A 22,913-nucleotide genomic window follows, 5' to 3' on the forward strand; every position below is an offset into this window, starting at 1 on the left:
GGCCCATCATCCGCGCCTGCGCAGACCTTCCGGCAGCTCCGGCCCCTCGCCGTGCGGCAGTTCGCGGAACGGCGCCAGCAGCTGTCCCGGATAATCGCGCGGATAGTCCGGTTGGCTGCCGATGCCGAGGTCGCGCTGCTGCAGCCGATAGCCCGGCGCATCGAAGGCGGTCCCCAGCAGGTGATCCCAGACGGTCAGGAACAGGCCGAAGTTGACGTCGCCAGCGGTGCCGTAACGCATGTGGTGGAAGCGGTGCAGCGGCGCCCACGCCATCACCCGGCCCAGCAGGCCCGGGCGCATGTCCACGTTGGAGTGCTGCAGCAGCAGCTGGATGGCAATGGCGAAGGCCAGCACCGCAGCCACCGGCATCGGCAGGCCCAACAGCAGCAGCGGCAGTACGCCGCCCACTGCTTCGGCCGCCTGGTGCAGCGGATGCTTCATCAAGCCGTTGAAGCCGTACATGCGGGTGACGCTGTGATGCACCGCGTGCAACCGCCACAGCCAGCCGATGCGATGGCTGGCGTAGTGCACCAGGGTAATGCCAAGGTCGGCGCAGACGATGGCCAGCAGTACCTGCAGAACGAACGGCCACTGCAGCGGCCACAGCTGCCACGGAAGGAGCGCTGCCAGCAGCGGCACCGCAGCGATCGACAGCAGGTTCAGGCTTTCGTTGACCAGTGCATGCAGGGTGTCACGCAGACTGTCGCCGTGGTCGTGGTTGAACGCGGGGTCATACGGCCAGGCACGTTCGGCAGCGAACGAAACCGCGATGGCGACCGCCAGCAAGGCCAGCAGCCATAGCGGATCGCCATGGAGGTGGCCGACCCAGACGACGGCGGCGGCAACAAAACCGAGCAGGAACAACGGGGCATACAGGCGGAGGATCCAGTGTTTCATGGGCAACCCGGAACGTGAGGGGCCTGCATGCTGGCGCGGCACGACGGTTGCGCGCTTGAACAAACGGCGCAACCCGCCCCGCCTCGGTGGATATCCCCCCTTTGGCCGACACCGCGTTTCCCCCACCCACGGATGGCGTGGATCTACAATGGCGCCCTCATCGCGCCCGGTACCGGCATGGATTCCTTCAACCTGATGCGCGCCTTCCGCCGCATCGTCGAACGCGGCGGGCTGGCCCGCGCTGCCGAAGACCTGGGCATGTCGCCGGCCGGGCTGAGCAAGCAGTTGCGCGCGCTGGAAACGCACCTGGGCGTGGTGCTGCTGCAGCGGACCACGCGGCGCATGAGCCTGACCGAGACCGGCCACGCCTATTACCGCGAATGCTGCCGCCTGCTCGACGAATTGGACGCATTGGAACGTGGCATCGCCGAACAGCGTGGCGAGGTGGCCGGGCGCCTGCGTGTCAATGCACCGCAGTCGTTCGCACTGAGCACGCTGTCGCCGCTGCTGCCACGCTTCCTTCAACAGCATCCACAGCTGTCGCTGGACCTGGTGATGGAAGATCGCCTGCTCGATGCGGTCGGTGAGGGTTTCGATGTGTCGTTGCGGCTGCGTGCCGAGCTGGACGACTCGCGACTGGTGGCGCGCCGGCTTGCCTCGCTGCAACAGGTGCTGTGCGCTGCCCCGTCCTACCTGCGGCAGCGTCCAGCACCGCAGTCGGTGGACGATCTGCAGGTGCACAGTGTGCTGGCCTACAGCCTGTCCGACTCCCCCGGCAGCTGGCCGCTGCTCGGCCCGGATGGGCAGGTGACCATCACCCTGCCGGCACGCGTCACCGTCAACAACAGCCTGCTGCTGCGCGACCTGCTGGTGGCCGGCATGGGCATCGGCGCCCTGCCCTCGTTCCTGGCGGCACCAGCGCTGGCCCGTAGCGAACTCCAACAGGTGCTGCCCGACCACCGCTATCCGCCACGCTTCGTGCATGCGGTCTATCCCACGTCGCGCCACCTGCAACCCAAGGTGCGTGCCTTCATCGATTTCCTGCACGCCGAGCTGCCCCGCTGCGCCGGCCTGGATTCGTAACCGCCAGCGAAAACTGAGCTGCCCACGGCGCGCTGTTTCGGCCCCACCGCGCTGCCTAATCTGCCGCCTCCCCTCTCACCGATGGCAGGCAGATGTCTCCCGTTCCTTCCCCCGCCACCGCCGCGCCGGTGGTCGACTTCTTCCACGACGTGGTCTGCGGCTGGTGCTTCGTGCTGGCCCCGCGCCTGCAGCAGGTCTCGGCCGAACTCGGCATCCAGGTGCGCCATCGCAGCTTCGTGCTGCAGGACTCGCGCGCGCAGATGGTCGAGGTGTTCGGCTCGATGGAGCGCGCCAAGGCGATCATCCTGCGCCACTGGACCGACTGCGCCGCGCATGAAGACAGCGCGCGCATCGATATCGAAGGCATGCGCGCACAGGACTTCGAATATCCCTCCGGCTGGCTCGGCGCACTGGCCTGCCAGGCCGCAGGGTTGATCGGCGGCAATGATGCCCATGGCGCAATGTTCGACGCGGTGCAATGGGCGCACCTGCACCAGCACCGCAACATCGGCGACGCCGAAGTGCTGCTGGATATCGCCGAATCACTGGGCCATCCCCGTGGTGCCTTCGCTGACCACATGCGCAGCGACGCAGTACGCCAGCACGTGCAGGCCGATCGTGCCGACGCCGCTGCCCTCGGCATCCGCTCCATTCCCACCGTGATCGGCGGCAACGGCCTGCGCCTGCAGACCCTGCCGCTGCCGCAACTGCGCCAGGCCCTGGCGCCCCTGGTCGCGGCCTGAGCCGCACCCTCCCCCACCCTGCAAGGAGATTCCCCCATGACCCCACGTATCCTGGCCAGCGCGCTGGCCCTGCTGCTGGCCGGCACCGCGGCGTCCACCACCGTGTCCGCGCACGAACGCGTTCCCTCCGGCCAGCAGGTCGGCACCAGCCCCTGGGGGCCGAAGGACGAGATCGGCCGGCTCAACCTGATCACCGAAGCCTCGCGTGCGGCGATCCTGTCGCGGGTCAGCGGCGGCAAGGCCTATGACCTGGCCACCGACTACTACGTCGGCATGCCCAGCTGGCAGGACGCCGGCGACCCGCACTACCAGTTCTGGATGACCCACACCCCGCGCGGCACGGTGATGGATGATCCGATGGGCGTGGGCGAGACCATGAACCTCACCCGCAGCTACACCGGCACCGCGTTCTCGATGTACAGCCACACCGGCACCCACATCGATGCCCTGAACCACTTCGGCATCCACGGAAAGATCTGGAACGGCTTCGAGGCCGACAAGCATCTCGGCGATCGTGGCTGGAATGTCACCGGCATCGAGAAATTCCCGCCGCTGATCGCGCGTGGCGTACTGATCGACGTGGCCGCCGCCAAGGGCGTGGACATGCTGCCGGACAGCTACCGCGTCACCCGCCAGGACCTGAAGGATGCGCTGGCACGCCAGCGGGTGAAGCTGCAGCAGGGCGACGTGGTGCTGATCCGCACCGGCCGCATGCGCCTGTTCGAACAGCCCAAGGCCTACATGGCCAACCCGCCGGGCATGGGCCTGGACGCGGCGCGCTTCCTGGTTGAGGACAGCGGCGCGATGATCGTCGGCGCCGACAACCTGAGCTTCGAGACCTTCCCCTCGGAGGTGGCCGACGACTACGTGCCGCTGCACACCTACCTGCTGGCCCAGCAGGGCGCGCCGATCATCGAACTGGTGGCGCTGGATGAACTGGCCCGCGACAAGGTCTACGAGTTCGCCTTCATCGGCGGCCCGCTGAAGATCCGCGGCGGCGATGCCGCGCCGCTGCGCCCGGTCGCGCTGCCGGTCCGCCCGTAACCGGGCCCTGTGGGTGCCGACCTGGCTCGGCACTCCTTTCCCACTTCAGCAACCTGAAACCCGGCCCGCCAATTTCATTAGTAATTCTACTCACAAGGCGAGTAGCATGTCTGGTCTCAGCCCCTGATACCAGCCCGCCGATACTCGCTCCATGCCTGTCGTTTCCGCCCATTCCTGCCGCTTCCAGCCCGCCCGGCGCCTCCCTTGGAGGACCGGCTGATGGGCGCCGTCGTCGCCCTCGACCGGCTGCTGGACGGCCGCCAGTTGTGGCGCGGCCCGGCCCGCCAGGGGCCGGCCAGCGACCACCTGGCCAGCGGTCACCCGGCGCTGGACGCACGCCTGCCCGGCGGCGGCTGGCCGGCCAGCGGGCTGTGCGAGGTGCTGCAGGCGGCGCCGGGCGTTGGCGAACTGGCCCTGGTCTGGCCGGCGCTGGCCAGGCTGAGCCAGCGCGACCGCCCGATCGTGCTGGTCGCCCCACCCTATCGCCCGCATGCCCCGGCCTGGGCCGCGGCCGGGCTGGATCTGGCCCAGCTGCAGATCATCCACGCTGCGCCGAAGCAGGCGCTGTGGGCGGCCGAACAATGCCTGCGCTCTGCCGCCTGCGCGGCGGTGCTGTGCTGGCCGCACCAGGCCGACGATCGCGCCCTGCGCCGGCTGCAGGTCGCCGCCGACAGCGGCCAGTGCCTGGGCTTCGTGTTCCGCGAGGCGCAGGCAGCGCGCAACCCCTCCCCGGCCAGCCTGCGCCTGCAGCTCGACCACGGCCAGGTAAGGGTGCTGAAGTGCCGTGGCGGCCTGCCACCCGCGCAGCCGTTGCCACTGGCCATCACCCACTGAGGCCGCGCCATGCACTGGGCCTGCCTGTTGTTGCCGCAGCTGGCGCTGGACAGCGTGCTGCGCCTGCAGCCGGACCCCCAGCGGCCACTGGTGCTGCTGCAGGGCCCAGCGCAGCGCCGCGTGCTGCGTGCGGTCAGCCCGGCCGCGCGCGCAGCAGGGCTGCGCCCGGGCATGCTGCTGTCGGCCGCGCAGGTGCTGGTGCAGGACATGCACCTGCACGACTACGACCCTGACGCGGAACAGCACACCCGGCAGCTGCTGGCCAGCTGGGCCTACGCCTACAGCTCGCAGGTCAGCCTCGATTTCCCGCATGCACTGGTGCTGGAAATCGGCGCCAGCCGTGCCCTGTTCGGTGACTGGCTGACGATCGAAAAGCGCCTGCGCAACGAACTGCATGAACTCGGTTTCCGCCACCGCCTGGTGGCCGCCCCCACGGCACATGCCGCGCGCGTGCTGGCCAACGTCCACGACGGCCTCGGCATCGATGCGCAGCAGCTGCCAGCGGCACTGGCGCAGCTACCCTTGCCGCGCTGCGGCCTGCCCAGCGACGCGGTGACCGTGCTCGGCCGTTCCGGCCTGCGCACGCTGGGTGCGGTGCTCGAGCTGCCGCGTGACAGCCTGGCCCGGCGCTTCGCACCGGAGGTACTGCAGCAGCTGGATGCACTGCGCGGCCTGCCCACCGCGCCGCTGCGCTACTACCAGCCACCGGACCGTTTCGATGCGCGCATCGAATTCGAATACGAGATCGAATCCAGCCAGGCCCTGCTGTTCCCGCTGCGCCGCCTGCTGCTGGACCTGGCCGCCTTCCTGTGTTCGCGCGATGGCGGCGTGCAGCGCTTCAACCTGCATTTCGAGCACGACCTGCTGCCGGCCAGCGTGCTGACCATCGGCCTGCTGGCCCCCGAACGCGATCCTGCGCTGCTGTTCGAGATCGCACGCAACCGCATGGAAGCGTTCGCCCTGCCGGCCGGCAGCCGCGCACTGCGCCTGCAGGCCGAGCAGCTGCCACCGTTCGTGCCCGCCGCGCGCGACCTGTTCGATACCCGGCCGGCGCAGGCGATGCCCTGGAACCAGCTGCGCGAGCGCCTGCGTGCGCGGCTGGGTGATGACGCCGTGCAGCCGCTGGCGGTGCAGGCCGACCATCGCCCCGAACGCGCCAGTGGCACCCAGCCACCGGCCAAGCCCCCGTCGTACTGGCCACTGCGCCCCGGCTGGTTGCTGGACACCCCACAACCGTTGCGTGACCCGCGCCTGCGCATCGTCGCCGGGCCGGAGCGGATCGAATCGGGCTGGTGGGACCAGGCCGACGCACGCCGCGACTACTACGTGGTGGAAACCGCACACGGCCAGCGCGGCTGGGCCTTCCGTGAGCGCAACGATCCGCATGCGCCGTGGATGCTGCACGGCTGGTTCGGCTGAGCCGCCATGCACAGCGAACTGCCCGGCTACGCCGAACTGCACTGCCTGTCGGCCTTCAGTTTCCAGCGCGGTGCTTCGATCGCCGAAGAACTGTTCGCGCGCGCCGCTGGCCAGGGTTACCGGGCACTGGCGATCACCGACGAATGCTCGCTGGCCGGCATCGTGCGCGCCTGGCAGGCGGCGAAGGCGCATGGCGTGGCGCTGATCGTCGGCGCCGAATTCCAGGTCGAGGACGGGCCGAAGCTGGCCCTGCTGTGCACCGACCAGGCCGCCTATGCCGGGCTCTGCCAGTTGATCACCACCTGCCGGCGGCGCGCAGCCAAGGGCGAGTACCGCTGCCTGCGCAAGGACCTGCTCGGCCTGCCCGACGGCCTGCTGTGCCTGTGGCTGGACCGGCAACCGGCCGCCACCGACCTGGAACTGCTGCGCGCCGGCTTCAATGATCGGCTGTGGTTGGCGGTGGAGCTGCACCACGAACACGACGACGCACGTCGCCTGCAGCAGCTGCAGGCCTTCGGCGAACGCCACCGCCTGCCGCTGGTCGCCAGTGGCGACGTGCACATGCACGTGCGCCGCCGCCGCGCCCTGCAGGACACCCTGACCGCGATCCGCCACCGCTGCAGCGTGGCCGAGGCTGGCTGGCGCCTGTTCCCCAACGGCGAGCGCCATCTGCGTCCGCGCACCGCGCTGGCCCAACTGTATCCGCCCGAATTGCTGGCCGAGACCCTGCGCATCGCCGAGCGCTGCCACTTCACCCTGGAACAGTTGCAGTACACCTACCCACGCGAGCTGGTGCCCGAGGGGCATGACCCGGACAGCTGGCTGCGCGTGCTGGTCGAGCGTGGCATTCCCTGGCGCTGGAAAGGCGGCATCGAACCGAAACAACGCGAGCAGATCGAACACGAACTGGCGTTGATCAAGCAGAAGAACTACGCCTCGTACTTCCTCACCGTGCAGGACATCGTGCGCTTCGCGCGCAGCCAGGACATCCTCTGCCAGGGCCGCGGCTCGGCGGCCAACTCCGCGGTGTGCTTCGTGCTGGGCGTGACCGAGATCGACCCGGCACGCAGCAACCTGCTGTTCGAGCGCTTCATCTCCGCCGAGCGCGACGAGCCACCGGATATCGACATCGATTTCGAGCACGAGCGCCGCGAGGAAGTGCTGCAGTACGTGTTCAAGCGCTATGGCCGCGAGCGCGCCGCACTGACCGCGGTGGCAATCAGCTACCGTGGCCGCAGCGCGATCCGCGACGTGGCGCGTGCACTTGGCCTGCCGATGGACCAGGTCAACGAACTGGGCGCGGCGATGGACCACTGGGGCGGCAACATCCCATTGCCGGAAACCCTGCGCGAGCGCGGTTTCGATCCGGACACGCCCTTGATGCGGCGCCTGCTGGCGCTGACCGCCGAGCTGATCGACTTCCCGCGCCACCTGTCGCAGCACCCCGGCGGTTTCGTGATTTCCGAACATCCCCTGTCGACCCTGGTGCCGGTGGAAAACGCGGCGATGGCCGACCGCACCGTCATCCAATGGGACAAGGACGATCTGGATGCCACCGGCCTGATGAAGGTCGACTGCCTGGCGCTGGGCATGCTTACCGCCATCCGCAAGTGCCTGGCCATGCTGAAACAGCATGGCCTGCATGAAGGACGCATGGATGCGATCCCGCCCAAGGATGCAAAGACCTTCGACATGATCTGCGCCGCCGACACCATCGGCGTGTTCCAGATCGAATCGCGCGCACAGATGGCGATGCTGCCGCGCATGCAGCCACGCACGTTCTATGACCTGGTGATCGAGGTGGCAATCGTGCGCCCTGGCCCGATCCAGGGCGACATGGTGCACCCCTATCTGGAGCGGCGCCGGATCCTGCGCGAACAGGGACCGGACGCGTTGAACGACCCGGACAACCCGCTCTACCCACCGCAGCTGGAACGCGTGTTCGCACGCACGCTGGGCGTGCCATTGTTCCAGGAACAGGTGATGCAGCTGGCGGTCGAAGCAGCCGGTTACACGCCTGGCCAGGCCGATGCCCTGCGCCGTTCGATGGCGGCCTGGAAACGCCGTGGCGGCTTGGAACCGCATCGTGAAAAACTGCTGGCAGGCATGTTGAAAAACGGCTTCAGCCGCGAATACGGTGAGCACCTGTTCGAGCAGATCAAGGGGTTCGGTGATTACGGTTTCCCGGAAAGCCACGCCGCCAGCTTCGCCCTGCTGACCTATAACAGCTGCTGGCTGAAATGCCACCATCCGGCCGCGTTCACCGCCAGCCTGATCAACAGCCAGCCGCTGGGTTTCTACAGCCCCGACCAGCTGCTGCAGGACGCGCGCCGGCATGGCATCCGCGTGCTTCCCGTGGACGTGCGCCACAGCGACTGGGACTGCACGCTGGATTTCAGCAGGGGCGCGGCCGCGATCCGGCTCGGCCTGCGCCTGGTCGACGGCTGCAATGAAGCGGCTGTACAGGCCATCATGCGCGAACGTGCACGGCGCCCGTTCGACGATGTGGGCGACCTGTGCCAGCGCACCGCCCTGGATCGCCGCCAGCAGGGCCTGCTGGCCGATGCCGGTGCGCTGCGCGGGCTCAGCGGCCATCGCCATCGTGCACGCTGGGATATCTCCGGCGTGGAGAACCGGCTGCCGCTGTTCGACCAGGCCCGCGCCACCGCTGAAGCACGCGTGCCGCTGCCCCTGCCCAGCGCCTGGGAGGACATGCAGGCCGATTACCGCAGCATCGGCACCACCCTCGGCCGCCACCCGATCTCGTTCCTGCGCACGCAGCTGCGCAGCCGCGGCTGCCTGGATGCCGCGCAGCTTGCGGGCCACGGCCATGGCCGTCGCGTGCGCATCGCCGGCCTGGTCCGCATGCGCCAGCGCCCGCAGACCGCCAGTGGCGTTACCTTCCTCACCCTTGAAGACGAGACCGGCATGGTCAATGCCGTGGTCTGGCGGCACCTGGCCGATCGCCAGCACCGGGTCCTGGTCGATACCCGGCTGATGCAGATCGACGGCCGCCTGGAACGCGTCGATGGCGTGCAGCATGTCATCGTGCAGCGTATGCACTGCCTGGATGAACTGTTGCAGGGGTTGCGCAGCCACAGCCGCGATTTCCATTGACGATACACAGCGTCACACAATGAACTGGCCATCGGTCGCCCGCATCCGCTATCGTCGCTGCATCCAAGGAAGGACGACACGATGCCGCGCGCACTGCTGCTGACCACGCTGGTGGTCTCCACACTCGCCCTGCTGGTTTCCGGCTGGACCGCCTGGAGCCTGCATCGCAGCCAATCGCCACAGCGCATCATCGAAGCGCGCGGGCTGATCATCCACGATGGCACGGGCCAACCCCGGGTGATCCTAGGCGCGCCGGTGCCCGACCCCCTCAGCCGGGGCCGTATCCAGGGGCCGCGCGCTACCGCCCTGTCCGGCCTGATCCTGCTCGGCCCGGATGGCTCCGAACGCGGGGGCTATGGCACCAGCGATCGCGGCGGTGAAGCCGTGCTGACCCTGGACGATGCCAATGGCACCACGGAAGTGTTCAAGGTGGTGGCCAACCCGGACCGTGGTGCCAGCCTGATGGTCAAGCACCAGAACAACACCGGCGCCATGCTCACCTCATGGCAGGGCAAGCCGGAACTGATGTTCGTCGATGACAGCGGCCAGTCCTACTACGTGCGCCCGGGCGCCAACGCCGCGCCCTGATCTGCTTCTGTAGCGTCGAGCCATGCTCGACTGCTTCTACCAACAGCAGCCGAGCATGGCTCGGCTCTACAAAGGCGAAGCAACGTCGAGCATCGCTCGACGCTACAGACCGCACACCGCCGCCAGGTCGTCAGCCAGCGGCCGCAGTTGCGCCGCGCCCAGCGCCGCGCAGGTGATGCGCAGGCCATGTGCCGGCGCCGCCACCGCGAACACCTCGCCAGCGCGCACATGCCATCCGCGCGCGGCCAGCGCCAGCACCTGCGGATGGCTGTCGCCCGGCAACGGCAGCCACAGGTTCAATCCCTCCATCGGCAGCGGCGTCGGCACGCCACGCGCGCGCAGCAGTTCCTGCAGCGACTGCAGGCGCTGCTGGTAACGCTCGCCTGCCGAGGCGATCTTCGCCCGCTGCGTTGACGACGCCAGCACCGAGGTTGCCGCGTCCTGCAGCAGGTGACTGACCCAGCCGATACCGGATGCCAATCGCAGCCGCAACCGCATCGCGGTTTCTTCATCGCAGGCCAGCCAGGCCAGCCGCAGGTCCGGGCCGAGCGGTTTGGACAACGAACGCAGCAGCGCCCAGCGCCGCCCATCCAGCGGCAGTACCGAGTGATAGGCCTGCTGCGAGAGCAGCGCATAGTGATCGTCGATCAGCACTGCTACCTGCGGGTACGCCGCCAGCAACTGCCGCAACGCCCGCGCCCGCTTCGCATCCAGGCTGGCCCCGGTCGGATTGTGCGCCCGGGGGGTGAGCAGCACCGCACGTGCACCAGCCTCCAGCGCCTGCCGCAGCGATTCGACCTGCATGCCCTGGGCATCCACCGCCACCGGCAACGGCGCATGACCCGACGCATTGAGCACATTGAGGCTGCCGAGGAAGCATGGATCCTCCACCGCGATGCGATCACCCGGCAGCAGCCACGCCGCCAGCAGGCGCTCGATGCCATCGACGGCGCCATGGGTCAGCTCCAGCGCATATCCCTCGGGGCAATCCGCATCCAGCGAGGCGCGTGCCAGCGCCTGCAACCTCGTGTCGACCGTACCCACGCCATACAGCCGCGGCGCCGCCGGGGTCAGGCGCAGGTTCGGCAGCAGGCGCGGATCCGGGTTGCCACCGGCCAGGTCCTGCAGCGCCAGCCCCGGGGTGCTGCCCTCGCGCGCCAGCGGCGGCGGCAGGCCACGCACCACCGTGCCGCGGCGGCCCGCCGTGCTGGCCAGTCCCGCCGCATCCAGGCGCTTGTAGGCAGCAGCCACGGTGTTGCGGTTCACGCCCAGCTGCTCGGCCAGTTCACGCACCGGCGGCAGCACGCTACCGGCCGGCAGGCGACCCTTGCCGATGCCGTCGCGGATGCTGTCGAAGATCGACTCGGCGCTGTGCCCGGTGATTTTCATTTTGTCCTATGCCAAAATATCTCTTGTCCTGTGCCAGTGTATCCCACCCTGGCCACCCTGCATTGGAGGTGCCCGCATGCCCCTTGCCGCTGCCGACTGGCCCGTCGCCCAGTCCGTTGAACAGATCGCCGCCAACCTGGTCACGGTACGCCAACGCATCGCCGATGCCTGCGCCCGCGTCGGCCGTGACCCGGCCAGCGTGCGCCTGCTGCCGGTCAGCAAGACCGTCGATGACGCCCGCATCCGCATGGCGGTGGCCGCCGGTTGCCGCGAGCTGGGCGAGAACAAGGTGCAGGAGGCGCAACGCAAGGCCGAGACGATGGCCGATCTTGGCGTGCACTGGTCGGTGATCGGGCATCTGCAGACCAACAAGGCGCGCTACGTGGCGCGCTTCGCCAGCGAGTTCCAGGCGCTGGACAGCCTGCGCGTGGCCGAAGCACTGCAGCAGCGCCTGCAGCTGGAAGACCGCACGCTGGATGTGTTCGTGCAGGTCAACACCTCTGCCGAACCCAGCAAGTATGGCCTGGAACCCGCTGCCGTCGAGGCCTTTGTGCAGCAGCTTCCAGCGTTCGATCGCCTGCGCGTACGCGGCCTGATGACGCTGGCCATCTTCACCCCGGAGGTCGAACGCGTGCGTGCCTGCTTCGTGCGCCTGCGCGAACTGCGCGACCAGCTGCAGCGCACTGCACCTCCCGTCATCGACCTTTCGCAGTTGTCCATGGGCATGTCCGGAGACTTCGAAGTGGCGATCGAGGAAGGTGCCACCGTGGTCCGCGTCGGGCAGGCCATCTTCGGCGCACGCGCCACCCCGGACAGTTTCTACTGGCCCAGCAATGGAGCCTCCGCATGAAGCACGCGGTCGTCCTGCAACACGTCGCCTTTGAAGACCTCGGCACCCTGCAGCCACTGCTGTCGGCACAGGGCTGGCAGCTGCAGGTGCTGCAGGCCGGTATCGACGCGCTCGACTCCGCCGAAACCGCCGACCTGCTGGTCGTGCTGGGCGGCCCGGTCAGCGTCAACGATGTTGATCGCTATCCCTTCCTCAACGACAGCATCGCGTTGTTGCAACGTCGGCTGCAGCAGCAACGGCCCACGCTGGGCATCTGCCTCGGCGCGCAGCTGATGGCGCGCGCACTCGGTGCCGACGTCGCCGCCAGTGGCGGCAAGGAGATCGGCTTTGCGCCGCTGCTGCTCACCGATGACGGCCAACGCTCGCCACTGCAGGCCCTGCAGGGCATTCCGGTACTGCATTGGCATGGCGAGGCGTTCGAACTCCCGGCCGGTGTACGTCGCCTGGCCAGCACGCCGGCCTGCCGCCACCAGGCCTTCGCCATGGGCAGCCATGCGCTGGCCCTGCAATGCCACCCGGAACTGGATGCCCGCCAGTTCGAACGCTGGCTGATCGGCCACACCCTGGAGCTGGCGCAGGCCGGCATCGATCCGAACGATCTTCGCGCCCAGGCACGCCGTTACGGTGCACCGCTGGCTGCGGCGGCCACCGCGATGTTCGACCATTGGCTGCAGGAGCTGCCGGAGACACCGCAATGAACTACCGATTGCAGATCCACCGCGATGGCGCCCACTGGGGCCACTTCGACTGCAGCGGCCCCGATGCCATGCAACGCATGGACACCATCGCCGCGCAGCTGCCTGCCGAACAGGGCTTCCAGCTGAAACGGCAGAAAGGTGTCGGCGAAGAGCGCATCCTGTCCAGCAATGCCGACGGCCTGCGCGTACTGGCTTCGCAGATCCAGTACCGCGACATCTGACGATCGTCACGGCAGTGCCGGCCGGGGCCCGGCACCCGAATCTGGCCGGCCAGCGGCCGGCACTACCACGGCTGTTCGCCCGCGTGCGAAGCTTCACGCATGCTGACCCTGCAACGCGGCAGCCACCACGGGCTGCTGGTCGCCCCGCGCTGGCCCTCCACCCGTATCCAACTGGAAGAAGAGGTACTGCAACGCCTGCTCGATGCGCAGGCAATGCTGCCTGCCGGGCTGCGACTGCTGCTCACGCGCGGCTTCGAACCCAGCCACAGCCGGCTCGGCAGCTTCCGTCGTGGCGTGCGTTGGCTCGGTATCGCGTTGTTCCGGGCCTGCTATCCGCAACGCCATGATGAGGTCGATGCCATCTTCGGCGCCAACGGCCACGACATCGATGGCCGTCATATCGATGTCTCGCTGGTACTGCACGGCAAGCGGCTACGGCTGCTGCCCGTGGGCGTATTCACCCCGCCACGCTGGCAGGATCGTCGCGTCGCCCGCCATGCCGAAGCGGTCGCGCGGGTGAAGCGCAGCCTGCAGCGCTGCGGCTTCAAGCTGCATCACAACCCCACCGAAGCCCTGCAGATCCACTGCGATTATCGCCCGCGCTGATCTCCCGTCCCGGGCAGGCGTGTCACGCCCATCGATAGATGCAAATGATTCTCTTTTGCTGTAAGGTGCAGCCGCTGCCCTTGCCGCCGCGGGCTGTTCCCTTTCCCAGTTGTCGCCCGCCCCGTGTCCACGCCTGTCGAACCGACGGATGTCGCGCAGCTGTGCGCGGCCCATTACCGGCCGCTGCACGCCCATGTCCGCCGTAAACTCCCGCAACGCAGCGACGCCGATGACGTCGTCCAGGAAACCTGGCTGCGTGTCCTCAAGGTCGCCGCCAGCGGCCTGCTGAGCAACGGCCGCGCCTACCTGTACCGCGTCGCCCACAATCTGATCGCCGATCACTACCGGCAACGCCAGCGCCGTCGTGAGGAAGCGCTGGATGATGCCCAACTGCACGCCCTCGCCGATCCTGCGCCGCTGCCGGAGCAGCACCTGCTGGACGCCGAACAGCTGCGCCATCTCGACGCGATCATCGCCGCGCTGCCACCGCGCTCGCGCCAGGTATTCCTGCTGGCCCGGGTGGAGCAGATGGCACTGGCCGAGATCGGCCGCCGGCTCGGCATCAGCCGGCAGACCGCGCACGGCCATCTGTTGCGTGCGCTGGTGGCGCTGCAGCAGGTACCCGGCGCATGAGCCCGGAGGCGATCGCGCGCGAGGCCGCGCGCTGGTGGCTGGACGGCCACGACGGCGGCCGCGACGAGCGTGCCTTCAACCAGTGGTACTACGCCGATTGCCGCCACGCCGCGCAGTACCAGCACCTGCAGGCGCTCTGGCAGGCCGGTGATGCCACGCCCAGCCTGCAGCGGCATCAGCGCAAGCGGCAGCGCCGGCACCTGCGCGACGCCGGCACTGCCGTGCTGCTGCTTTGCGCCTTGGGCCTGTATACCCGCCAGGCCGCACCACCGGCCGCGCAGGTGATGCGCACGGCGACAGGCGAGATCCGTGAAGAAGTACTGCCGGATGGCTCGCACGTGCTGCTGTCACCCGGAAGCGAAGTCCATGTCCGCATCGATGCACAGCGCCGCCAGCTGCAGCTGCAGCACGGCCAAGCCTGGTTCAAGGTAGCCGCCGATGCGCAGCATCCGTTCCAGGTGCATACGACGCACGGCATGGTCACCGCGCTCGGCACGGCCTTCGACCTTGCCGTGCAGGACAACGACAGCGTGGTCACCGTCACCGAGCATCGCGTCCGTGTGGACAGCGGCACCCGCAGTGAGCAGGCCATCGAAGGGCAGCAGCTGCGCTTCGATGGACAGGCACCGATCATCGGCCTGGCCGCCAGCCACAGTGCCCTGGCCTGGCGCGAGCGTCGCCTGCATTGGGTCTCCACGCCCTTGGCCGAGGTCACCCAGGGCCTGGATCGCTGGCATGGCGGCCACACCTGGATCATCGGCGCACACCTGCGCCAGCAGCCGGTCACCCTGCTCGGCAGTGCAGACGGTGCGGCGCGCAGCCGCGACCAGCTGGCCACGCAGCTGCATGTACGCGTGCTGCGCCTGGGCGCGGGCGTGCAGGTGTGGCTGCCGCCACGCAGGGAACATCGCGATGCACCCTGACATCGGCCCTGCCACTGCGTCTACCCAGGATGACGACGCGCTGCGTCAGCCCCTGGAGCTCCCGATGCTGTTTCACCGTCCCCTTGTCCTCGCCCTGTCACTGGCCTGCGCCGGTCCGCTTCCGTTGTTACCTGCCAGCGCACACGCGCAGGCCGCCTCCCGTCACTTCGATCTTCCTGCGCAACCGCTGGCCAGCGCGCTGGATGCCTACAGCCGGCTGACCGGTGTCGATCTGGTGATCGGCGCGGCATTGCCAGGCGGCCAGACGGCGCCGGCACTACGCGGACGGTTCGACGACGCGCAGGCCCTGTCGCGCCTGCTGGCCGGTAGCGGCCTGCGCCCCCGTTTCATCGACGCGCGCCGCGCCACCCTGGAACCGGCGCCGGCCGCCCCCTCAGATGGCAGCCGTCGAACCGGCCCGCTGCGCGTACAGGGCGATATCGCACACGGCCATTCCCCCGGTGCAGGCGCCAGCCAGTATGTCCCGGCGGCCCGCGATGGCTTTGCGCCCGCCGTCGGCAGCGAGCGCGTGGCGATGGCCGAACGCCAGGACGGCAACAGCCTGCTGCGTTCGATGCCCGGCACCCACAGTTTCCACTCGCGCAGCCAGCCCGGCCTGCAGGTCAACATCCGCGGCATGACCGGCGCCGGGCGGGTCAACACCATGATCGATGGTGTCACCCAGACCTTCCGCAACAACGCGGGCCATGGCTCCGGTGGTCCGTTCGCCTACGTCGACCCATTCCTGCTGGCCGGTGTGGACGTGCAACGCGGTGCGGTCGCCGGTGGTGACGGTGCCGGCACGCTGGCCGGCAGTGCCAATTTCCGCACGCTGGACATCGACGACCTGCTCGGCGAAGGCCGTGACTGGGGCCTGCGTGCGGGCTATCGCCATGGCAACAACGGCTATGGCAGCGGCCGCACCTTCGCCGGCGCATGGCGCCACAGCGAGGACGGCGGTGACCGCCAGTTCGGCCTGCTGGCCGCTGCCAGCAGCAGTCGCAGCGGCGAGTACGCCACGGCACGCGGGCAGAAGAACAATGCCGACCCCGGCAGCCAGCAGCCCAGCAGCTGGCTGTTGAAAGCACGCCTGCAGCCCAGTGACCAGCATCGGCTGGACCTGAGCCACATGCGCTACGAAAACGACTTCTACCACAACTACCCGTGGCAGATTTCCGCACGCAACCAGCGCGCCAGCTACCACTACACGCCCTACACGCCGTGGATCGACCTGCGCGCGACCTTCGCCGGCAACAAGACCCGGCTGTTCTATCCACCCGTGGAGGATTCCAGCTACATCGGCCGCCGCACCCACAGCAGCCTGAGCAGCTGGACGCTCGACAACACCAGCCGCTTCGACATCGGTGCACTGCAGGCACGCTGGAACACCGGCATCAAGCACCAGTCGGACGTCTACGTGGCCGACACTCCCATCCTGCGCGGCGCCAACCCCCAGGGCCGCAGCCAGCTGGACAGCATGTTCAGCACGCTGGAACTGCAGTACGACATCTACGCGCTGACTGCAGGCCTGCGCCAGGATCGCTATGGCATCCGCGGCCACGTCCCGGTGTGCTCGGATGTGCCTGGCCAGTGCGCCGAGATCAACGGCGGCGGCATCGACGTGCGCCGTACCCAGCGCGCACTCAGCCCCAGCCTGGCGGTATCGTGGCAGGCCACCGACTGGCTGCAACTGTTCGCCGAAGCCTCGCGCACTTCCCGCCCGCCGCGCGTGCAGGAGATGTTCTTCGAGAAGATCCCGCTGGAAGGCATGAGCGATGCCGACGGCGTGGGTGCCAACCCGTTCCTGCGCCGTGAGCGCTCGCGCAACCTGCAGTTCGGCGCCAACCTCAGCGCCTCCTCGCTGCTGACCGACGGTGACCTGGCGCAGCTGCGCGTCACCCGCTTCGACAACCGCATCCGCGACTACATCAAGCCGCAGTACCTGCTGATCGTGCACCCGCCGGAGGTGGGGCCTTTCGTGGTACCGATCGACAGCGATCAGCAGCTCACTGCCTGGACCGATGCCCTGGACGTGGACGACTTCAGCACCACCACGCGCATGCGCACCACCCCGGCGTGGTGCGCATGCGCGGTATCGAGCTGGAAGCGCACTACGCCAGCGCGCACTACCACGCCACGCTGAGCTGGACCCGCTCGCGCACCAGTGCGCCTGCCATCGAATTCGTCAACCTGGAAGACATCACCGCCCTGCCCGACCGCTTCTGGACGTTGGATGTCGGCGGCCGCTGGTGGCAGCAGCGCGTGCAGGCCGGCCTGCGCGCCGAATACTCCGGGCCCACGGAAGAAGGCTACGACTTCTTCCAGACCCGCAGGACCGGCGGTACCGGTGTACTGCTCGACTTCTACGCCAGCTTCAAGCCCCAGCCCAACACCACGCTGTGGCTGAACATCGAAAACCTGCAGAACAAGGCCTATGACAACAATGCCTCGATCGACAGCATCTTCAGCCCGATCCTGGACCGCGGCAACGGCCGTGGCCGCACCGTCTCGATGGGCGTCAATGTGGCGTTCTAGCCGTCGCTGGCTGCCGCTGTGCCTGCTCGCACTGGCCGCAATCGCCAGCGCGCAGCCTATGCCCGGCACGGTGATCGACCTGGCCAGCGGGCAGTGCCTCGACGAAGCCGCGTTCGTGAAGCGTGCAGCGAACGCCCCGCGGCTGCTGCTGGGCGAACGCCACGACCTGGCCGGTGACCACGCCGCCCAGCGCTGGCTGCTGCACGCGCTGCAACGGCAGCGTCCACAGGGCGCGCTGGTGATGGAGATGATCGCCAGTGAACGCCAACCGCGCCTGCAGCGGGTGCAGCGCTGGCTGGCCAAGGGCAACCATGCCGATGGTACGCGCCTGCAGGCGCTGCTGGGCTGGGATACACGCTGGCCGTGGGCCACCTATGGCGGGCTGGTACAGGACGCCACCGCCGCCGGCATCCCGCTGTTCGGCGGCAACCTGTCGCGTGCCGAGGTCAATGCGTTGCTTGCCTCCAACACGTCGGTGCGGTTTCCGATGCCCACCGCCCGGCAACGCCTGTCGGCCGTGGTGCTGGCCCAGCACGCAGACGCCGCACCGATGCTGGAAGGGATGCTGGCCGTGCAACAGGCCCGCGACACCCGCATGGCACAGGCACTGACCGCAGCCCCTGCACCCGCGCTGCTGGTGGCCGGCCGCTGGCATGTACTGCGCGGCACCGGCGTGCCGGGCTACCTGCCACCGGAGGTACCGGCACTGGTGATCGCGCTTGCGTCACCCGACGAAGGCGTCGATGCGGCCGATGCCGATCTGCTGTGGGTGCCGGGCGATGAGTGAACGCGGCCAACACTGGCAGGCGATTGCCATCAGCATCGGCCTGCACCTGTTGCCCATGCTGCTGTTGGTGCACTGGATGGCCGCGCCACCGTTGCTGCCGCCGCCTGAGCAGGATGTGCGCATCAGCCTGCGCCTGCTGGCACCGGCTACGCCTCCCCAGCCGGTCGAAGAGCGCCAGGCCGACACCCCCAGCCAGGCGCAGCAGGCGCGCGCGTCGCAACCGGCGAAGTCGCCCCCTCCGCCAAAGCCCACCGCCGCGCGCGAGGGCGAGGTGGCCGCCAGCGAGCTCGGTGGCCCTGGCCGGCAAGCCCTGCCGGTCGCCCCGCCTGCGGCCGTGACCGATGCAAGTCCCGCACCGGCATCGATCACGGCCGCGCCGCCCGCTCCCGACGCACCACCGGCGGACTTCCAGGCCGGCGCCGCCAGCGACCAGTGGGAAGCCCGCCTGATGGCGCGGCTGGAGCGTTATCGCTACTACCCCGCCGCCGCGCGCTCGCGCCGTCAGCAGGGGACGGCCTGGGTCAGGGCCAGCATCGATCGCGAGGGACGCCTGCAGGCCCTGCGGCTGGAGCAGTCCAGCGGCCAACCGATGCTCGACGACGCCGCACTGCAGACGTTCCGCCGCGCGCAGCCGCTGCCGCCCATTCCCATTGAAATGAAGGCACCGCAGGAACTGGTGGTGCCGGTGGAGTACTACCTGCGCTAGGCGGCGTAGGCCTCCGCCTCGATCTCGAACAGCATGCCGTCCAGCGCCAGCCGTGGCACAGGAATCAGGGTGCAGGTCGGCGCTGCGCCGTTCGGCCAACGCCGCCGTACCTGCCGGGCGATGATGCCCAGCCGGTCCTCGTCGTGGTCGACCACCAGGATGCGCAACCGCGCGACATCGGCCAGGCTGGCCTGCGCCGAACGCAATGCGATCTGCAGGTTGTCCAGTGCCTGCTCGACCTGTTCCCCGAAGCCGGGGGAGAGATGACCATCGGCATCCTCACCGCCCTGCCCGGCGATATGGATCACCCGCGCCGGCAACCGCACCACGGCCACGTGTGAGTACCCATTGGCGGCAGGGTCGTAGAGGCCGGGAGGATTGAACAGCTCCAGCAGGCCGTGACTGAGGTCCGGGGTGGTCAACAGGTTCATGCCGCATGCCTCGTGGGGGATGCGAGGCAGTCTGCGACCTCAACCAGAGTTGAGGTCAAACCGAGCCGCTGCAACAGTCCGGTCCGCCATGCGCAACGATCGTGCCCACGTGTAGAGCCGAGCGCACGCTCGGCTGCTCAGCGCGAATGGCAGCCGAGCATGGGGCTCGGCTCTACCGTTCACGGCTCACGTCCACGCCGGGTCTGCCGTGAAATCAATGGTCAGCCAGAACGTGCTGCCCCGCGCATCCAGCCGCACCGCGATCTCGTCACGCATCGCATCGACCTCACCCACCGAGCCCAAGGGCGTCGCCGGATCGGCCAGTACGTGGATCTCGATGAAGCGCATCCGCCCCATCTTCGCCACATGGCTGGTGAAACCGGCATAGCCACGCTCGGCCACGAACGCCTGCATCACCTGCTGCACGCGCCGGTCCAGATCATCCGGCGCCACCTGCAGCACTTCGCGCATGGCCTTCCACGCGCTGCGCGCCGGCACCGGCAGCATCGCCAGGCTGATCAATGCCAGCACGATCGAATCCAGGTACGGCACCCAATGGTGCCACTCACCACCGTGCAGGACCAGCGCCAACACGAAGGCCAGCACCACTGCCAGGCTCATCAACCCGCCCAGCAGCCAGCCACGCACATCCAGCCATAACAGCGCCGAGCGCAGATGCCGCGCCCGCTGCGCAACGAACGCCGCCATCGCCAGGTTGCTGGCACTCAGCAGCGCCGCCCACCACAGCGCGGGCCCGAATTTCACTTCGTGCCCGCCCGTGGTCAGGCCGATCACCGCGTTGGCCAGCGCATACACGCAGGCCAGCGACAGGATCACACCACCCAGCGCTTCGACCATCGGCTCCAGGTGCCAGTAGCCGTACTGAAAGCGCGGGCTTTGTTCCCGCGCCACCAGCCGCAGCACCGACAACGACACCAGGGTCAGGGCGACGTCGACCAGGCTGTACACGCCGTCGAACAGGATGGCCTGCGATCCCACCAGCAGGCCACCGCCGAAGCCGACCGCGCTCACCGCAAGGGTGACCCCGATCGAGAACGTCAGGATGCGTTGCTCGCGCGCGGTATCCATCGTTCGCCGATGAGCCGACCGTTACGGGTCAGGCCTTCAGCACCTCCACCTTGTACGAGACCGCATCACCCTCCTGCTCGATGATGAGCCCGTGCACGTCCGATTCGAAGCCCGGGAAACGGGCGTTCTGCTCGCGGGCGATGCGCAGCGACTGGATGATCGGCTCGTCGCTGTCGCCGAAGCGCTCGCCCGGCATGATGGTCGGGATGCCCGGCGGGTACGGCACCAGCATGGTCGCCGCGATGCGGCCACTGATCTGCTCGATGTCGACCCGCTCGATCTCGCCCTTGACCAGGTGGTTGTAGGCATCGGCCGGGGTCATCACCGGCGTCGGCAGGTCCACGTACATCTCGCGCATCACCTTGGCCACGGCAAATTCCTGGTTGAACGCATGCAGCGCGTCGCACAGGTCACGCAGGCCCCAGCCGGCGTAGGCATTCGGATAATCGGCGGCCAGCGTCGGCAGTGCCTGGCTCAGCGGCGCATTGCGGTCGTACAGTTCCTTGAACGCCATCAGCTCGGTGACCAGGGTGCTCCACTTGCCCTTGGTGATGCCCATCGAGAACAGGAACAGCACCGAGTACAGGTTGGTCTTTTCCACGGTGATGCCGCGGCCCCACAGGAACTTGCTCAGCACCGCCGCCGGGATGCCCAGCCTGCCCATGCTGCCGTCCATTGCCAGGCCAGGGGTCAGCAGGGTCACCTTGATCGGATCGATCAACACATAGTCGTCAACCAGGTTCTCGAAGCCGTGCCAGTGCGCGTCCGGCCGCAGGTACCACTCCTCGCGCTTGGCCACCAGCGGTGCCGGCGTATCGCCCTTGTCCAGGCTGCGCTCGACCTGGGTTGGCTGCCACACGCTGAACCACCAGTCGTCGCGACCGAGATCATCGCGGACGTGCAGCATCGCGCGGCGGAAGGCGATCGCCTCGTCGTGCATTTCCTGCACCAGCGAACGGCCGGCGTCGCCTTCCATCATCTTCGACGCCACATCGCAGGCCGCGATCACCCCGTAGTGCGGGCTGGTCGAGGTGTGCATCATGAACGATTCGTTGAAGCGCTCGGCATCGAGGTTGCGTTGCGCCGAGTTGCGCACGTGGATCATCGAGGCCTGCGAAAACGCCGCCAGCAGCTTGTGGGTGGAATGCGTGGTGAAAATGATCGCATCCTGCTCACGCGGCTTGCCCTTGGCCATGCCGTAGTGGTTCTCGTAGAACGGGTGGAACGCGGCGTAGGCGTACCAGGCTTCGTCGAAATGCAGGAAATCGACTGCGCTGCCGATCTCGTCGGCGATCTTCTCGGCGTTGTAGCACAGGCCGTCGTAGGTCGAATTGGTGACCACCGCGATGCGCGGCTTGGAGCCGGCCTTGTAGGCCTGGCTGGCCAGCGGATTGGCGGCGATGCGCTGCTGCAGCGACTCCGGCGTGAACTGGTCCAGGCTGATCGGGCCGATGATCCCGTGCGCGTTGCGGCTGGGCGTGAAGTACACCGGCACCGCACCCGTCATGATCAGCGCGTGCAGCAGCGACTTGTGGCAGTTGCGGTCAACGAACACCACGTCGCCGCGGGCCACCGTGCCATGCCAGACGATCTTGTTGGCGGTGGAGGTGCCGTTGGTGACGAAGAAGGTGTGGTCGGCACCGAAGTTGCGTGCCGCCTCGTTCTCGGCATCCTTGATCGGGCCGGTGTGATCGAGCAGCGAGCCCAGCTCCGGCACCGAGATCGACAGATCGCTGCGCAGGGTGTTCTCGCCATAGAACTGATGGAATGCGCGGCCGACCGGCGACTTGGTGAATGCCACGCCGCCGGCATGGCCCGGCGTATGCCAGGAATAGTTCGACTCGGCCGCATGATGGATCAGCGCCTTGAAGAACGGCGGCAGCAGGTTCTTCATGTAGTCTTCGGCCGCGCGCATCACCTGCCGCGAGATGAAGCTCTTGGTGTCTTCGAACAGGAAGATGAAACCGTGGATGTACTTGAGCAGCTTGCTCGGCACCTTCTCGATGGTGCGGCGCTCGCCGTACAGGAACACCGGCAGATTGGCACGGCGTGCGCTCTGCTCGCGCAGGAAGGCGGTCAGGCGCTGGAACTCGCCATCCACCTCTTCGCTGCCATCGATCGAGATCAGCACCGCCGAGGCCGCCACGTAGGTGCGGGCACCGGCCCGGGCGTCATCCAGGTTCAGCCCGCACAGCACGCGCTGGTCGTTGCTGCGCAGCTCTTCCACCAGCGCACGGATCAGGATGCCACCGATGCGCGGCGACTCGTAGTCGTTGTCGATGACAATGACCGGGTAGTCCAGGGACTTGAAGTACACGTT

General features: G+C 68.2%; 20 protein-coding genes and 1 pseudogene. 16 read left to right on the forward strand and 5 right to left on the reverse strand.

Features of this window, described 5'->3' with window-relative positions; translation table 11 throughout:
- Nucleotides 1–6: 6 nt before the first annotated feature.
- Nucleotides 7–897, reverse strand: a complete 891-nt coding sequence (locus tag VG561_RS04065) for a sterol desaturase family protein (protein ID WP_423179398.1) — start codon at nt 895–897, stop codon at nt 7–9.
- 132 nt (nt 898–1,029) lie between these two features.
- Between VG561_RS04065 and VG561_RS04070 the strand changes: the two genes are divergently transcribed.
- The 7 genes from VG561_RS04070 to VG561_RS04100 all read left to right on the forward strand — a co-directional run bounded on the left by VG561_RS04070 (nt 1,030) and on the right by VG561_RS04100 (nt 9,725).
- Nucleotides 1,030–1,980, forward strand: coding sequence for a LysR substrate-binding domain-containing protein (locus VG561_RS04070; RefSeq protein ID WP_197574931.1), 951 nt, complete (start codon nt 1,030–1,032; stop codon nt 1,978–1,980).
- Between the two features lie 92 nt (nt 1,981–2,072).
- A complete protein-coding gene (locus tag VG561_RS04075) occupies nt 2,073–2,723 on the forward strand; it encodes a DsbA family oxidoreductase (RefSeq protein WP_053496081.1) in 651 nt (216 codons plus the stop codon).
- 36 nt (nt 2,724–2,759) lie between these two features.
- A complete protein-coding gene (locus VG561_RS04080; protein WP_053496083.1) occupies nt 2,760–3,767 on the forward strand; it encodes a cyclase family protein in 1,008 nt (335 codons plus the stop codon).
- Nucleotides 3,768–3,986: 219 nt separating this feature from the next.
- The gene (imuA, locus tag VG561_RS04085; RefSeq protein ID WP_014647509.1) at nt 3,987–4,601 is read left to right on the forward strand and encodes a translesion DNA synthesis-associated protein ImuA; all 615 of its coding nucleotides are present in this window, start codon (nt 3,987–3,989) and stop codon (nt 4,599–4,601) included.
- Nucleotides 4,602–4,610: 9 nt separating this feature from the next.
- Nucleotides 4,611–6,020 carry a Y-family DNA polymerase gene (locus VG561_RS04090; protein WP_014647510.1) on the forward strand — a complete coding sequence of 470 codons (1,410 nt, stop codon included), beginning with the start codon at nt 4,611–4,613 and terminating at the stop codon, nt 6,018–6,020.
- A gap of 6 nt (nt 6,021–6,026) precedes the next feature.
- Nucleotides 6,027–9,137: an error-prone DNA polymerase gene (locus VG561_RS04095; protein ID WP_134809016.1), complete on the forward strand. Its 3,111-nt coding sequence runs from the start codon at nt 6,027–6,029 to the stop codon at nt 9,135–9,137.
- A gap of 81 nt (nt 9,138–9,218) precedes the next feature.
- Nucleotides 9,219–9,725 (forward strand): hypothetical protein, encoded by a 507-nt coding sequence (locus VG561_RS04100; RefSeq protein ID WP_032957269.1) that lies wholly within the window; start codon nt 9,219–9,221, stop codon nt 9,723–9,725.
- Nucleotides 9,726–9,827: 102 nt separating this feature from the next.
- On the opposite strand, the gene ptsJ is transcribed toward VG561_RS04100, so the two are convergent.
- Nucleotides 9,828–11,114 carry a transcriptional regulator PtsJ gene (ptsJ, locus tag VG561_RS04105; protein WP_046431219.1) on the reverse strand — a complete coding sequence of 429 codons (1,287 nt, stop codon included), beginning with the start codon at nt 11,112–11,114 and terminating at the stop codon, nt 9,828–9,830.
- Between the two features lie 76 nt (nt 11,115–11,190).
- On the opposite strand from ptsJ, the gene VG561_RS04110 reads away from it, so the two are divergent.
- From VG561_RS04110 to VG561_RS04150, 9 genes and pseudogenes are all read left to right on the forward strand, one after another.
- A complete protein-coding gene (locus VG561_RS04110; protein WP_041863572.1) occupies nt 11,191–11,964 on the forward strand; it encodes a YggS family pyridoxal phosphate-dependent enzyme in 774 nt (257 codons plus the stop codon).
- The gene (locus VG561_RS04115) at nt 11,961–12,662 is read left to right on the forward strand and encodes a glutamine amidotransferase (RefSeq protein ID WP_423179399.1); all 702 of its coding nucleotides are present in this window, start codon (nt 11,961–11,963) and stop codon (nt 12,660–12,662) included. Before VG561_RS04110 ends, VG561_RS04115 begins: the two co-directional genes overlap by 4 nt.
- Entirely contained in the window at nt 12,659–12,883 is a 225-nt protein-coding gene (locus VG561_RS04120) for a hypothetical protein (protein ID WP_014647516.1), read from the forward strand. The genes VG561_RS04115 and VG561_RS04120 overlap by 4 nt, the downstream gene beginning before the upstream one ends.
- Nucleotides 12,884–12,982: 99 nt before the next feature.
- A complete protein-coding gene (locus tag VG561_RS04125; RefSeq protein WP_014647517.1) occupies nt 12,983–13,489 on the forward strand; it encodes a hypothetical protein in 507 nt (168 codons plus the stop codon).
- A gap of 123 nt (nt 13,490–13,612) precedes the next feature.
- Nucleotides 13,613–14,122: an RNA polymerase sigma factor gene (locus tag VG561_RS04130; RefSeq protein WP_046431229.1), complete on the forward strand. Its 510-nt coding sequence runs from the start codon at nt 13,613–13,615 to the stop codon at nt 14,120–14,122.
- Complete coding sequence (locus tag VG561_RS04135; RefSeq protein WP_046431232.1) at nt 14,119–15,045, forward strand: FecR family protein; 927 nt, start codon at nt 14,119–14,121, stop codon at nt 15,043–15,045. The genes VG561_RS04130 and VG561_RS04135 overlap by 4 nt, the downstream gene beginning before the upstream one ends.
- Before the next feature lie 64 nt (nt 15,046–15,109).
- Nucleotides 15,110–17,580: pseudogene (locus VG561_RS04140) on the forward strand (TonB-dependent receptor domain-containing protein).
- Nucleotides 17,567–18,367 (forward strand): ChaN family lipoprotein, encoded by an 801-nt coding sequence (locus tag VG561_RS04145; RefSeq protein WP_423179400.1) that lies wholly within the window; start codon nt 17,567–17,569, stop codon nt 18,365–18,367. The pseudogene VG561_RS04140 and the gene VG561_RS04145 overlap by 14 nt, the downstream one beginning before the upstream one ends.
- The gene (locus tag VG561_RS04150) at nt 18,360–19,073 is read left to right on the forward strand and encodes an energy transducer TonB family protein (RefSeq protein ID WP_423179401.1); all 714 of its coding nucleotides are present in this window, start codon (nt 18,360–18,362) and stop codon (nt 19,071–19,073) included. The genes VG561_RS04145 and VG561_RS04150 overlap by 8 nt, the downstream gene beginning before the upstream one ends.
- Here VG561_RS04150 and VG561_RS04155 read toward each other — a convergent pair.
- The 3 genes from VG561_RS04155 to VG561_RS04165 form a co-directional block, all read right to left on the reverse strand.
- Nucleotides 19,070–19,504: a RidA family protein gene (locus tag VG561_RS04155; protein WP_075075601.1), complete on the reverse strand. Its 435-nt coding sequence runs from the start codon at nt 19,502–19,504 to the stop codon at nt 19,070–19,072. The two genes, VG561_RS04150 and VG561_RS04155, sit on opposite strands and share 4 nt — an antisense overlap.
- Before the next feature lie 186 nt (nt 19,505–19,690).
- Nucleotides 19,691–20,593, reverse strand: coding sequence for a cation diffusion facilitator family transporter (locus VG561_RS04160; RefSeq protein WP_014647524.1), 903 nt, complete (start codon nt 20,591–20,593; stop codon nt 19,691–19,693).
- A gap of 28 nt (nt 20,594–20,621) precedes the next feature.
- A complete protein-coding gene (locus VG561_RS04165) occupies nt 20,622–22,910 on the reverse strand; it encodes an Orn/Lys/Arg decarboxylase N-terminal domain-containing protein (protein WP_049440967.1) in 2,289 nt (762 codons plus the stop codon).
- Nucleotides 22,911–22,913 lie beyond the last annotated feature (3 nt).

Origin of the sequence: Stenotrophomonas sp. CASM110 (assembly GCF_049384345.1) — a bacterium.
Taxonomy (GTDB): domain Bacteria; phylum Pseudomonadota; class Gammaproteobacteria; order Xanthomonadales; family Xanthomonadaceae; genus Stenotrophomonas; species Stenotrophomonas muris.

Excerpts from the sequence above, each read along its gene's own strand:
- VG561_RS04110 (WP_041863572.1), top strand. The coding sequence starts at position 11,191 with ATGCCCCTTGCCGCTGCCGACTGGCCCGTCGCCCAGTCCGTTGAACAG.
- VG561_RS04150 (WP_423179401.1), top strand. The coding sequence starts at position 18,360 with ATGAGTGAACGCGGCCAACACTGGCAGGCGATTGCCATCAGCATCGGC.
- VG561_RS04125 (WP_014647517.1), top strand. The coding sequence starts at position 12,983 with ATGCTGACCCTGCAACGCGGCAGCCACCACGGGCTGCTGGTCGCCCCG.
- ptsJ (WP_046431219.1), bottom strand. The coding sequence starts at position 11,114 with ATGAAAATCACCGGGCACAGCGCCGAGTCGATCTTCGACAGCATCCGC.
- VG561_RS04135 (WP_046431232.1), top strand. The coding sequence starts at position 14,119 with ATGAGCCCGGAGGCGATCGCGCGCGAGGCCGCGCGCTGGTGGCTGGAC.
- VG561_RS04145 (WP_423179400.1), top strand. The coding sequence starts at position 17,567 with ATGTGGCGTTCTAGCCGTCGCTGGCTGCCGCTGTGCCTGCTCGCACTG.
- VG561_RS04075 (WP_053496081.1), top strand. The coding sequence starts at position 2,073 with ATGTCTCCCGTTCCTTCCCCCGCCACCGCCGCGCCGGTGGTCGACTTC.
- VG561_RS04115 (WP_423179399.1), top strand. The coding sequence starts at position 11,961 with ATGAAGCACGCGGTCGTCCTGCAACACGTCGCCTTTGAAGACCTCGGC.
- VG561_RS04155 (WP_075075601.1), bottom strand. The coding sequence starts at position 19,504 with ATGAACCTGTTGACCACCCCGGACCTCAGTCACGGCCTGCTGGAGCTG.
- imuA (WP_014647509.1), top strand. The coding sequence starts at position 3,987 with ATGGGCGCCGTCGTCGCCCTCGACCGGCTGCTGGACGGCCGCCAGTTG.
- VG561_RS04100 (WP_032957269.1), top strand. The coding sequence starts at position 9,219 with ATGCCGCGCGCACTGCTGCTGACCACGCTGGTGGTCTCCACACTCGCC.
- VG561_RS04095 (WP_134809016.1), top strand. The coding sequence starts at position 6,027 with ATGCACAGCGAACTGCCCGGCTACGCCGAACTGCACTGCCTGTCGGCC.
- VG561_RS04120 (WP_014647516.1), top strand. The coding sequence starts at position 12,659 with ATGAACTACCGATTGCAGATCCACCGCGATGGCGCCCACTGGGGCCAC.
- VG561_RS04160 (WP_014647524.1), bottom strand. The coding sequence starts at position 20,593 with ATGGATACCGCGCGCGAGCAACGCATCCTGACGTTCTCGATCGGGGTC.
- VG561_RS04090 (WP_014647510.1), top strand. The coding sequence starts at position 4,611 with ATGCACTGGGCCTGCCTGTTGTTGCCGCAGCTGGCGCTGGACAGCGTG.
- VG561_RS04080 (WP_053496083.1), top strand. The coding sequence starts at position 2,760 with ATGACCCCACGTATCCTGGCCAGCGCGCTGGCCCTGCTGCTGGCCGGC.
- VG561_RS04070 (WP_197574931.1), top strand. The coding sequence starts at position 1,030 with ATGGCGTGGATCTACAATGGCGCCCTCATCGCGCCCGGTACCGGCATG.
- VG561_RS04065 (WP_423179398.1), bottom strand. The coding sequence starts at position 897 with ATGAAACACTGGATCCTCCGCCTGTATGCCCCGTTGTTCCTGCTCGGT.